The organism is Kutzneria kofuensis (assembly GCF_014203355.1).
Taxonomy (GTDB): domain Bacteria; phylum Actinomycetota; class Actinomycetes; order Mycobacteriales; family Pseudonocardiaceae; genus Kutzneria; species Kutzneria kofuensis.
Window position 1 is genome coordinate 8,300,872 of record NZ_JACHIR010000001.1, and the last position, 12,067, is coordinate 8,312,938.

9 protein-coding genes are annotated in these 12,067 nt (G+C 71.7%); 5 read left to right on the forward strand and 4 right to left on the reverse strand.

Annotated features, from left to right (window positions below):
- Window positions 1–2: 2 nt before the first annotated feature.
- Genes BJ998_RS37555 through BJ998_RS37570 form a run of 4 tightly spaced genes read left to right on the forward strand, consistent with a single transcriptional unit; the run spans window position 3 to window position 4,465 of the window.
- Window positions 3–1,292, forward strand: a complete 1,290-nt coding sequence (locus BJ998_RS37555) for a Gfo/Idh/MocA family protein (RefSeq protein ID WP_184868027.1) — start codon at window positions 3–5, stop codon at window positions 1,290–1,292.
- Window positions 1,289–3,220 carry a dehydrogenase E1 component subunit alpha/beta gene (locus BJ998_RS37560; protein WP_221338261.1) on the forward strand — a complete coding sequence of 644 codons (1,932 nt, stop codon included), beginning with the start codon at window positions 1,289–1,291 and terminating at the stop codon, window positions 3,218–3,220. Before BJ998_RS37555 ends, BJ998_RS37560 begins: the two co-directional genes overlap by 4 nt.
- Window positions 3,210–4,223 (forward strand): 2-oxo acid dehydrogenase subunit E2, encoded by a 1,014-nt coding sequence (locus BJ998_RS37565; protein ID WP_184868028.1) that lies wholly within the window; start codon window positions 3,210–3,212, stop codon window positions 4,221–4,223. Before BJ998_RS37560 ends, BJ998_RS37565 begins: the two co-directional genes overlap by 11 nt.
- Complete coding sequence (locus tag BJ998_RS37570) at window positions 4,220–4,465, forward strand: phosphopantetheine-binding protein (RefSeq protein WP_184868029.1); 246 nt, start codon at window positions 4,220–4,222, stop codon at window positions 4,463–4,465. The genes BJ998_RS37565 and BJ998_RS37570 overlap by 4 nt, the downstream gene beginning before the upstream one ends.
- Before the next feature lie 19 nt (window positions 4,466–4,484).
- Here the strand turns inward: BJ998_RS37570 and BJ998_RS37575 are convergent, their stop codons facing one another.
- Window positions 4,485–5,753 carry a condensation domain-containing protein gene (locus BJ998_RS37575; RefSeq protein ID WP_184868030.1) on the reverse strand — a complete coding sequence of 423 codons (1,269 nt, stop codon included), beginning with the start codon at window positions 5,751–5,753 and terminating at the stop codon, window positions 4,485–4,487.
- A gap of 118 nt (window positions 5,754–5,871) precedes the next feature.
- On the opposite strand from BJ998_RS37575, the gene lysS reads away from it, so the two are divergent.
- Window positions 5,872–7,512: a lysine--tRNA ligase gene (lysS, locus tag BJ998_RS37580; protein ID WP_312890511.1), complete on the forward strand. Its 1,641-nt coding sequence runs from the start codon at window positions 5,872–5,874 to the stop codon at window positions 7,510–7,512.
- Between the two features lie 5 nt (window positions 7,513–7,517).
- Here the strand turns inward: lysS and BJ998_RS37585 are convergent, their stop codons facing one another.
- The 3 genes from BJ998_RS37585 to BJ998_RS37595 form a co-directional block, all read right to left on the reverse strand.
- The gene (locus BJ998_RS37585; RefSeq protein WP_184868031.1) at window positions 7,518–8,714 is read right to left on the reverse strand and encodes an ATP-grasp domain-containing protein; all 1,197 of its coding nucleotides are present in this window, start codon (window positions 8,712–8,714) and stop codon (window positions 7,518–7,520) included.
- On the reverse strand, window positions 8,711–10,513 hold the full coding sequence (locus BJ998_RS37590) for an amino acid--tRNA ligase-related protein (RefSeq protein ID WP_184868032.1): 1,803 nt from the start codon (window positions 10,511–10,513) through the stop codon (window positions 8,711–8,713). The genes BJ998_RS37585 and BJ998_RS37590 overlap by 4 nt, the downstream gene beginning before the upstream one ends.
- Before the next feature lie 157 nt (window positions 10,514–10,670).
- Window positions 10,671–12,011 (reverse strand): serine hydrolase domain-containing protein, encoded by a 1,341-nt coding sequence (locus BJ998_RS37595; RefSeq protein WP_184868033.1) that lies wholly within the window; start codon window positions 12,009–12,011, stop codon window positions 10,671–10,673.
- Window positions 12,012–12,067: the final 56 nt, after the last annotated feature.

The window sequence follows — 12,067 nt, forward strand, 5'->3', positions numbered from 1 at the left end:
CGGTGCCGGTGCGAATTCTCGGTCGGGAGGGCGAGATCCTGGTCGTCGAGCCGACCAGGATCGGGGTCGTCGGCTGTGGCGGGCACGCCTATCGGAACGTGTTGCCGTCGGTGCGCCAGATCCCCGAGGCGATCATGGTTGCCTTCTGCGACCTGCATCGCGACAAGGCCGAGCTCTACGCTCGCTCGCTCGGCACGGACGCGGTGGCCCACGAGGACGTCGACGAGATGCTCGACCAGGGCGGTCTCGACGCCGTGGTGGTGGTCGTCGGATTCGACGACGAGACGGGCGAGCCGCTGTACCCGCCCGTCGTGGAGCGCATCCTGCGTCGCGGCGTGCCGGTGTGGCTGGAGAAGCCGCCCGCGGCCGACGTGAGCGGGGTGCGCCGGATGGCGGCGGCAGCGGCCGAGGGCGGCACGTTCGCTCAGGTCGGCTTCAAGAAGGTGTTCTCCCCCGCGGTGCACAGGCTGGGACAGCTGATCGCGCAACCCGAGTTCGGGCCGGTCACCCAGTACAGCTACAGCTACGACGTGGACATGCCGGCGCAGATCGGCAACCTGCGCTCACCGTCCGGCCGTCGGTTCCTCGACGACTTCGTGCACGTCGCCTCGGTGATCGACCAGCTGTTCGGCTCGCCCGCCCGGGTGCAGACGGTGCGCTCGCCGTCCGGCGCCGGCGTCGTGCTGAACGTGCACGCCGACGGCATCGTCGGCACGGTGAACCTGGCCAACTCCCGGTCCGGGCTGGCGCCGGTGGAGCGGCTGGAGATCGTCGGCACCGGCGCCAGCGCATCCCTGGAGAACGGGGCGTACCTGCGGTACTACCCGCCCGGCACGCGTGGCCCGTACGGCACGAGCACGAGCTATCTGCCTCCGGTGACCGACCAGGCGCCTGCCGACCTGGGACCGCGCGTCTGGGAGCCGGAGTTCTCGCTGGGCAACCTGCACGGCGGCTCCCTGTTCGTGCAGGGCTACTTCCACCAGATGCGCGCATTCGTGGACGCGGTCCGCGCGGGCACGCCGCCCGAGCGCTGCGGACTGGACGCCGCCGCCCGGGTCATGGCCTACCTCGACGCTCTCGTCGGCGACTTCGACAGCTGGCGGCCCGTCGCCGGCCAGCCGGACGTGGCGCACACCCACGAGGTCGACGAGCCGCAGGAGTTCAGCTGCCCGGACAGCGGCCGCGCGATGGTGCTCAAGGACGGGTGGAACTATGTCTGCCGGGACTGCGGGCGGACCCGGTCCGGCCAGTCGGCGGACGCGATCACCTGCGGCGCCGGGGTGCGGACGTGACCGGGCCGGACCGCCGCCGGCTGGTCCGCGGCGCCCTGCTCGTGCGGCGGGTCGAGGAGCGGCTGCTCGAGCTGTACGCCCGGGGCGAGGTGCCCGGCACCGTGCACACCGCGATCGGGCAGGAGTTCAGCGCGGTCGCCGTCGCCGATCATCTGGTCGCCTCGGACAAGGTCCTGTCCAACCACCGCTGCCACGGGCACTACCTGGCCGTGACGGGCGACGTGCCCGGATTGGTCGGTGAGGTGCTGGGCCGGGCCAACGGGGTCAACCAGGGCCGGGGCGGCAGCCAGCACCTGCACACCGACCGGTTCGTGTCGACCGGGGTGCAGGGCGGCTGCGTGCCGATCGCCGCGGGCCTCGCGATGGCGAACCGGGACGACGGGATCGCGGTGTGCTTCATCGGGGACGGCACGCTCGGCGAGGGCGTCGTGTACGAGGTGTTCAACCTCGCCTCCCTGTGGCGCCTGCCGGTCCTGTTCGTCGTGGAGGCGAACGGATACGCCCAGTCGACCCGGACCGAGGACGCGCTCGCCGGCACCATCGCCGGCCGGGCCGAGGCGTTCGGCATCCGCCACGGCCAGGCCGACACCTGGCACTGGGAGGAGCTGTGGGCCACGGCACGAGACGCGGTGCGCGCTGTGCGCTCGGGCGCCGGGCCGTTCGTCCTCGAGGTGCGCACCGCCCGGCTGGGTGCCCATTCGAAGGGCGACGACGACCGCGACCCGGCGGAGATCGCTCGGCTGCGGTCCCGTGATCCGTTGACCACGCTGATCGACGCCGACGACCCCGATGTGCTCGCCGTCCGCGACGAGGTCGAGCGCGTGGTGGACAACGCCACGGCGGCGGCCCTCGCCGCCGGTCCGGGCACCGTCCCGGTGCCGGCCGAGCCACGGCGGGACATCACGTGGTCGAAGGCGGACGCACCGCGCGCCCGGTTCGTCGACGGACTGCGGTCCGCGCTGGCGGACCTGATGCGTTCCCGGCCCGACGCGTACCTGATCGGCGAGGACGTCCGCGCCCCGTACGGCGGCGCGTTCAAGGTGACCGGCGGACTGTCGACGCTGCACCCGGACCGGGTCCGGAACACGCCGATCTCGGAGGCGGCCATCGTCGGTGTGGCCACCGGCCTCGCCCTGGGCGGCGCGCTCAGCCTGGTCGAGGTCATGTTCGGCGACTTCGTCACGCTCGCGGCCGACCAGTTGGTCAACCAGGCGGCCAAACTGGGCTTCCTCGCCGGGCAGGGGCCGGACGTGGTGCTGCGGACGCCGATGGGAGGCGGCCGCGGGTACGGCCCGACGCACAGCCAGTCGCTCGAGCGGATGTTCCTCGGTGTGCCCGGGCTGCGTGTGCTGGCGCACAACGGCCTGGCCGCGCCGGAACTCGTCGTCGGCGAGGTCGCGCGGGGCGGCACCGGACCTACGCTGCTGGTCGAGAACAAGCAGTTGTACGGGCGTGTGCCGGCGGAGTCGCTGCCCGCCGGGTTCACGCTGCTGAGGTCGGACGAGCGGTTTCCGACGATGTGGTTGCGGCCCGCCCGGCCGGCGACTGTCACGCTGCTCGGGCACGGTGGCATCTGCCACGAGCTGGTGCTCGCGTGCGAGCGGTTGTTCACCGAGCACGATGTGATCGCCCAGGTGATCAGCCCGACCCAGTTGTACCCGCTCGACTTCGCCGGCCTGCGCGAGGCCGTCGGCTCCGCGCCGGTCCTGGTGATCGCCGAGGAGGGGCAGGGCTTCGCCGGCTTCGGGGCCGAAGTCGGCGCGCGGGTGGCCGAACGGGGACTGCCGACGGTGGTGCGGCGGGTCGCGGCGGCGCCGCACGGAATTCCCGCCGGCCGGGTCGCCGAGCAGCACGCGCTGCCGGGGGTCGACGACGTCGTGGACGCGGCGCTGGACGGAATCAAGGCGGTGAGCACCGATGCCCGTTGAGATCAGGTTGGAGCAGCTGAGCGCGAACGATCCCACCGCGCGGATCACGGAGTGGCTGGTCGAGGACGGGGCTGCCGTCGCGGTGGGCGACGCGATCGCCGCCGTGGAGACGGCCAAGGTCAGCGTCGACGTGGTCAGTCCGCACGCCGGCATCGTGGTGCGCAGCGCCGCCGTCGCGGACGTGATCGGGGTGGGGGACCTGCTCGCGTACGTCTGCGCCGACCAGGCCGAGGTCGACGCCATGGTCCGTGATCGCGCCGAGCCGGTCGAACCGGAGGCGCGCACCGGGCGGTACTCCGCCGCGGCGGCCCGCTACATGACCGAGCACGGCATTCCGGACAGCGCCTTCGCCGACTACGACCTGGTCACGCTCGCCGACGCACAGGAGGTTCACGGCCGGCTGACCCGGCCGACCGCGACCAAGTCGCTGGAGGTCGCGCGGCTGACGGAGGCCAACGTGCTCAATGCCTCCTTGTCGGTCCAGTTCGCCGGCGAACGGATCCGGGCCGACGCGGACACCGCGGATCTGCCCACCGTTCGGCTGCTCGGCCGCGTGGTCGCCGCGACGGCCCGGGCGCTGGCCGACTTCCCGCAACTCAACGGCTACTACGACGACGGCGTCCGGCTTCGGTCGACCATCGACATCGGGGTGGCCATCGATCTCGGCGACGGGCTCAAGGTCGGTGTCGTGCGCCAGGACGAGCCGGTCGAGGACCGGTTGATGGAGCTGGTGTCCCGCTACGTCGACGGCACCCTCACACCGGCCGACGTGGCCGAGTCGAGCCTGACCATCAGCGACTTGTCCATGGAGAACGTGCTGTTCTTCCAACCACTGCTCAACCACAGGCAGGCCCTGGCCCTCGGCGTCGGCGGCGACCTGGAGCTGCCCGGGCAGCCTTTGACGCTGACCGCCACGTTCGACCACCGGGTGACCAGTGGTCGTGAGGTCAGCGCGTTCCTGGCGACGATCCGTCGTCATCTGGCCGTAGGAGGGACATCGTGACGGCTGAGGCATCGCCGGACCTGGTCGCGGACTGCGTCGCGCTGTGGCGCGAACTGCTGGGCCGGGACGACGTGGACGCGGACTCGAACTTCTTCACCGAGGGCGGCCGTTCGCTGCTGGGCGCCCGGCTGGTGAGCAGGGCTCGCACCCTCACCGGGGTGCGGGTCGGGCTCAGGGTGCTGATCGAGGCGCCGACGCCGCGCCGGTTCGCCGCGGAACTCGCCGCGGCCGCGGTCGACTGACGCGGCCGCGGCCTCGCGCTCAGCCGACCGACCGCATCAGCTCCTGTGCCACCGCCAGATACCGGGCGCCGAGTGCCTCGGTCGTCTCGATCCGGTCGGCGTCGGCCGAGCAGTGCATCAGGGCGACGGACGGATCCTGGTCCGCGAGCACGCGGACGAGCAGGCTCGCGCCCATCCCGGACTCCGACCGGAACGCGGTCGGCTCGGCGCGCACTCCGGTCAGGGGAAAGGGAATGTCCAGCGCGGCGGTCGCCAGGATGAGCAGGCCCTGCCGGTAGAGATCGGCGTCCGGCCACACCGTCCTGGTCAACAGCCGCGGCGGGCAGTTCGCGTGGTCCAGGCAGTCGAACAGCGACTCCATGAAGTTCTCGGCCAGCTCGGCCACGTCGCCGTGCAGGGCGGTCCGAACGTAGATCTCGGTGGTGCACATGCCCACCACCGAGTCGTCCTCGTCGAGATCGCGGTTGGCGCAGTTCATGGTGATCACGCAGCTGTCCGCACCGCTGAGGGACCGCGTCGCCGCCAGCAGGATGCCGGCGTACACGGCGAAGGGCGTGACGCAGTGGTCGGCGGCGAACTTGCCGGCCGATGCGGCGAAGCCGGGCGGCAGTTCCACTCGCGTGGTGTGCAGGCGGTTGCTCGTCGCGTCCTGCCCGAACGCGGGTAGGGGATTGCGGGCCGGCTCCGGGGTGGGGCCGATGTGCGACCGCCAGTACGAGACCAGCCGGTCCATCTCCGCCGCGTCCAGGGTTTCCCGCTGCTCGACCGACCACGCGGAGAACTGCTTGGCCCGTACGACCGGCGGTTCGGCGGCACCGCGGACATGGCAGTCGTACCGCTCGCACAGGTCCTGCAGCAGCCGGGTGGCCGACCGGCCGTCGGCCACCCGGTGGTCGACGGCGAGCACGAACACGTGGTCGGCGGGGCCGAGCCGGATCAGGCCCGCACGGGCCATGGGCGCCACCGCCGGGTGAACGGCCTCGACGACGGCCTCGTGCAGGCGATCCATCGCCGCGTCCAGGTCCGAGCCGTCTTCGACGAGCAGCGGGATCCGCGCCGACTCGGCGATGGTGGCGGTGAGACGACTACCATCCACCTGGAACGACCACCTCAGCGCGTCGTGCAGCACGGGCAGGTCGGCGAGTGCGCCGCGCAGTGCGTCGACCGAGAGGTCACCGGTGATCCGGTAGGACAGGCACACCGGACGGCAGGGGCGGTCCCAGACGTGCCCGTGGGAGTCGAAGTACTGCTCCTGCATGATCGCCGGTCGGATCGCCTCGGTGGCCACGTCGGTCGCCTTTCCACAGTGGTCGGTGCGGGGCCGGTCGCCGGATGGCGCAGGTGGCCCGGGATAATGGGTGTCATCGGTGTTCGTGAAGGGATGTGTGCGGCAAGTGGTTCAGTCGGTGGAGGCGGATTGGGTCTCGCGGTTCGCGGACGAGGTTGTCGCGGCGGCCGATCGCAGGGCCCCGGGAGAACCGATCGTGTGCGCGTCGGGACTGAGCCCGTCGGGTCCGATCCACCTGGGCAACCTGCGTGAGGTGATGACGCCGCACCTGGTCGCGGACGAGATCGCCCGCCGCGGCCGCGACTGCGAGCACATCATCTCGTGGGACGACTACGACCGGTTCCGACGCGTGCCCGCTGGCATCGACCCGTCCTGGGCCGAGCACATCGGCAAGCCGCTGACCTCGGTGCCCGCCCCGCCCGGCAGCGAGTACCCGAACTGGGCCGAGCACTTCAAGGCGGCCATGATGACGGCGCTCGACCAGCTCGGCGTGCGCTACCGGGGCATCAGCCAGACCGAGATGTACACCAGCGGCGCCTACCGCGACCAGGTGCTGCTGGCCATGAGCAAGCGCGCCGAGATCGACGCCATCCTCGCCCGGTACCGCACCAAGAAGCCGGTGGAGGACCCGGACGCCTCCGGCGACGAGCGCACCGGCGCGGCGTACTACCCGTTCAAGCCGTACTGCACGAGCTGTGGCCGCGACCTGACCACGATCACCCGGTACGACGACGAGACGACCGAGATGACCTACACCTGCGAGTGCGGGCACAGCGAGACGGTGCTGCTCTCGGAGTTCACCAGCGGCAAGCTGGTGTGGAAGGTCGACTGGCCGATGCGGTGGGCGTACGAGGGCGTGCTGTTCGAGCCCTCGGGGGTCGACCACTCGTCGCCGGGCTCCTCGTACGAGGTCGGCGGCCAGATCGTGGGCCAGGTCTTCGGCGGCACCCAGCCGATCGGCCCGATGTACGCGTTCGTCGGCATCACCGGCATGGCGAAGATGAGCAGTTCGGCCGGCGCCGTGCCGACGCCGGGGGACGCCCTCAGGATCATGGAGCCCGCGGTGCTGCGGTGGCTGTACGCCCGGCGCCGGCCGAACCAGTCCTTCAAGATCGCGTTCGACCAGGAGATCTACCGGTTGTACGACGAGTGGGACGCGCTCACCAACCGGATCGGGCAGGGTACGGCGTCGCCGGGTGACGCGGCGGCGTACGACCGCTCGGTCCGCACCGCGGCCGTCGAGCTGCCGGAGACCCCGCGCCGGATCGCCTATCGCACGCTGGCGTCGATCGTCGACATCACCACCGGCGACGAGCAGCAGACCCTGCGGATCCTGGGCGGGGTGGACACCCAGGATCCGATCACCGACCTCGAGCAGGTCCGGCCGCGGATCGACTGCGCGCAGCACTGGGTCGACACGTACATGCCGGCCGAGCAGCACACCCGGGTGCTGGCCGAGCCGGACACCGATCGGCTGTCCCGGCTGGACGAGACCGAGCAGCAGATGATCAAGACACTGCTGGCCCGGCTCACCGACGAGTGGTCGCTGGACGGGCTGACCACGCTGGTCTACGGCGTGCCCAAGCTGATGGCCGGCCTGCCCATGGACACGCCGCCGACGCCGGAGCTGAAGGTGGCCCAGCGCGCCTTCTTCGTCCTGCTCTACCAGCTGCTGGTCGGTAGCGAGACCGGGCCGCGGTTGCCCACGCTGCTGCTCGCCGTCGGCGCCGACCGGGTGCGCACCCTCGTGGGCGGCTGAGCCCGTCATGTGATCCGGGCCCTGGCATCGGCCAGCTTGGTCGCCACCGCGTCCGCGTCCGGGCCGGTGGCGATCACCCAGCCGACCCGGCCCCAGGGATCCTCAGGCGGAGGCGCCACCACCTCGCCGACCGCACGGGTCTCCCGGACCTCGACGACGTCGAGGTCCGGAGGCACGGTGAGCCCCCGGAACGGACCGGCTGCCCGGGGGTACAGGAAGGCGATGCCCGCCGCCCGTCGCGGGGACGGAGGCGCGGCCGGTTCGCGCCCGGCGACCACCTCGGCCAGCGCCGTGCCGACCCGCAGCCCCGAGGACATGCCGGCGAGGCGGGGGAGCGCCTCGCCCGCTGGCCGGCCGTTCACCTCGAGCACGCGCGGCTCGCCGTCGACCCAGCGGAGGTCGACGTTGGCGATCGTCCGGTTCAGGCCGCACTCCACCGCCGCGAGGCACCCGGCGTGTTCGACGGCCCGGAGCGCCTCCGGGGCGGCGATGCCACGGCCCACCACGCAGCCGGTGTTGATCGCCTGCGGCGCGAAGCCCTTGGTGATCCGACCGGTGAACAGCGCGCCGGCGCGGCCGTCGAGCACCCAGCAGTCGACGCTGAACTCGACTCCGTCGAGGAACTCCTCGACGATGGCATCGCCGATCGGGTCCATGCCGCCGCCCCTCGCATCCAGCCCGAACGCGACCGCGGCCGCGAGCTCCGCCTCGTCGGCCACGACGGTCACGCCCAGGCTGCCCGACATGTTGCGGGGCTTGACCACGACCGGATAGCCGATGGCGGCCGCCGCGGCAGCCGCGGCCTCGACGTCGCGGACGACCACGGACCGGACCGGGCGCAGGCCGGCGGCCTCGTTCAGCCGGCTGCGCTGGGCGTGCTTGTCCCGGACGACCAGGCTGGCTGGGTACGGCAGGCCCGGCACGCCGGTGTGTCGGGTCACCTCGCCGACCAACGGCAGCAGGATCTCCTCGTAGCTGAGCACGCCATCGACACCGGGGGCCAGCTCGGCCACTGTTCGCACCACGGACGGCAGATCCGTGGGGTCGATCGACATCGCCCGGGCCACGAACGGCAGCTGCCACCCGATCTCGCCGGGCTGCAGCAGGGTGACGGCGGCGGCCTCGCCCAGCTCCGCCAGCAGTTCACGGTGCCGTTGCTCGGATCCTGAGCCGATCAGGATGACGGCGGGCCGGCGGCTCACCCCTGGATCCCTTCGCGACCCGGCTGCGTGACACGGGAGCGGTCCGTCAGCCGGTCCAGGGACAGCCGAAAGCCGCCGTGCGGAGGGGCCTGGTCGAGGTGGGCGATGAACGAGTCGTACCGCTGCGCGGGCAACCCGGCCAGCGCCACCTGCTTGCGTAGCTCATGGGAATCGGTCTCGTGCAGGCCGCCGTCACCGACCCGGTGCCCGTCCAGGACGACGTCGAAGGTGGCGGTCCGTCCCACCGCACTGCCCCGGGCTGCGGCGAACCGCTGCCGGGACGCCGGGTGGTTGGTGACCACGAACACCCGCTCCCCGATCAGGTCGCCGAGCAGGCGGCGGTGCGCGAACGACAGCTCGATCCCGTAGTCGACGTCATGCCCGGCCCGGTTGAGCCGGTCGAGCGCCTCGCCGTAGTCCAGGGTGGACGCCGGCCCGTCCGCCATCGGAACGGCCAACCGGACCAGGTCCACAGCGCGCCGCGCCAGATCGCTCAGGTCCACCGGTGCACGCATCTCCACCTGGAGCATCGTCGTTTCCTCGCCGTCCCAGACGGGACCGATCTCGTAGACCTTGTCCATGCCGCCGACCACGGCGAGCTGGTGGTGCAGCTGCGCGGACCGCCGGCGGGCCAGCCCCTCCGTGACGAGGTCGGCGGGCACCAGGCACGGTGTCTGGATCTCGGCGAACCCCTCCGCCGCCAGCTGGTCTCGCCAGTGCGTCAGGACACGTGCGCGGTGCGCCAGCAGCCCGGGGTCGTCTGGTGGTCGCCAGCTGACGACGGGTGGTGGTGCGGTCAGCGCCGTGATGACCTCCTCGGTCCACTCGCCGACGATCCGGCGCGCCTTGTTCACCGACTGCTTGCGTGCGGACAGGTTGCTGGCGGCGTCCTCGGACAGGTGGTCGATGCCGACGACCTCTGCGGTCGTCGTGGCGTCGAGCTGCCGGGTGATCGACGGCGAGGACATGTCGATCAGCAGGTGCCGCTCGGTCAGGTGGCCGAACAGCTTGCCCGCGTACGCCACCGTCTCCGGAGTGTTGGTCAGGCACAGCACGATCACGTCCGCCTCGGCGATGCGGTCGAGATCGCCCCAGTCGACCTCGCGCGCGGCCCCGGCCTTGCCGGGCGTCCGGTTGCACGCGAACACCTCGTGGGCGGTCTCCTTGCCGAGGATCTCGGCGATCAGCCGACCCGTGCGGCCGAGCCCGACCACGGCGACGGACCGGGCCGACGTGACCCGGGCGATGCGTGAGCAGGCGACCCGCTCCAGGGAGACGTTGCCCTGTTGCAGCGAGGTGGTGGTGCGGACCGCGTGCAGCAGCGGACGCAGCCGGCGCGCGAGGAGGGTGAACGCGGAGTCCTGTCGTCCGGCCGTGCGGGCCTCGGCGAGGCCGGCGACGACCTGGGCGTAGACCTGGGAATCGCCCAGCACCACGCTGTGCAGGCCGACCGCGACCTCGCCGAGGAACTCGACGGCCTTGGCCCCGCAGTGGTGTTCGACCCGCGGCAGGTGCGGGCCGAGTCCGGGCGCGAGATCGAGCCACCGTCGCAGCAGCAGATCGCGGGCGAAATGCCGGTCGGTCGGCACGGCGAAGGTCGCCGCCACCATGATCGCGTTGCACTTGTCGATCACCGCGAGGTCGTCGACTGGGGCGCCGAGTCCACGGCGGAACAGTTCCGAACGGGACGTCTCGTTCCCGGCCGAGATGTGCGCGGCGGCCAGCTGGTCGAGCGCGTCCCGGTTCAGCTTGCGATGTTCCAGGGCCACGACCTGGAAGCGCGTGCCCGACTCCCCCATAAACCGCCCCCCGGCAACTCCCGCCGCATGGGCGGGCGACATCCTCGAATCAGGAAAGATGTTGGCGGACAACCAGCCTGCCCGCATGGCCCCTCGGCGAGTCTAACGCAGACCGTTCCGCCGTCAAGGCCGCGCAATCCGTTGCTCGGCCAGGGATCTAGACCCGCGCGGCGAGCCGGTTGCGGACGTGCAACGTGGTCGGCGAGCCGCCGCCGTCGAAGCCGCCGAACACCACGAAACCCGAGTGGTAGGCGAACCTGTGATCGTCCAGCTGGCGCAGCGGCGCGGGCGCCTGCACCGGCTCCTCGAGGTGATAGACGTTGTCGGCCAACAACTTCAGGCCGTCCGTCCCATGTGGCTCGACCCGGTACGAGTGGTAGAGGTCGTGGGTGTACGTCCCGGCGTACTTGGCGATGTCCCGGTCTCCGGACGGCCCCGGCTCGGCGTGGCCGGGGACCGTGAGCCCGTAGAGCCGGTCGAGCATCGCCTGGGACAGGTCGATGCAGACGTGTTCGCCCGCCTCGGAGTTGACCAGTGCCGCGTAGCCGACACCGGTGTCCACGTCCATGGCGATACTGCCGCTGGTGCCGCGGCCGAACGACTGGTGGAGCAGTAGGTCACGCCCACCCCATGTGGCTAGTTGCCAGCCGAGCCCCTGACTCATGCCGGGCGCGAACGCCGCGTGGATGGGACGCTGGGCGCGGGTGGCCTGCACGCGGCTGGTCTCGCTGAACACGGGCTGGGTGGCGTCGACCGCTCCCCGTCGGGTGTACAGGGCCGCGAGTCGCACAAGATCCGTTGTGCTGGCGAACATCCCGGCCGTCGCGGCGAGCCCGACCGGGCACGGGTCGGTGACCGGCACGACCGTGGCACTGTCCTCATCGAACCGATGCCCGATGCCGACGTGCCGGGCCAGCGCGCGTTCCGTGGTGGTGCACGCGCCGGTCATGCCCAGCGGGTCGAGAACACCGTACTGTACGGCGGTCTCCCACGGCATGCCCGTGACATGTTCGATCACCGCGCCCAGCACGATGAAGGCCGTGGTGCTGTAGCTGTGTTGCGTGCCCGGCCGGAACAGCAGCGGCGCGCGCAGGATGTGCCCGGTCAGCTCGGCCGCCGGCCGGTGCAGGTTGTCGTTCGCCTCGGGCGGCAGGTCGGCCAGGCCGCTCTGGTGCGACAGCAGGTGCCGCACCGTCAACCCGGCCGGCGCCGCGCAGTCGGCGGGCAGGTGGTCACGGATCTCGTCGTCGAGACCGAGCCGGCCCAGGTCGCACAGCTGGAGCACCAGAGCGGTGGTCACCAGCTTGGTGTGCGACTCGATCCGGAACACGGTCTCCGGCCCGACCGGCACCGGCGCGACGACCGAGGTGACCCCGGTGGTCCAGGTGGTGATCCCGTGTTCGTCGAGAACACTCAGCGAGCCGCCGACCGCCTGGCGGTCGGTCACCATCTCGACGAAAAGTGCCTCGATTTCGGCCTGTTCCTGCGGTGATGGCATCGGTTTCCCTTTGTTGCCAGAGAGGTTTCGGGCAGTGTACGCTCGCCCGAACCTGG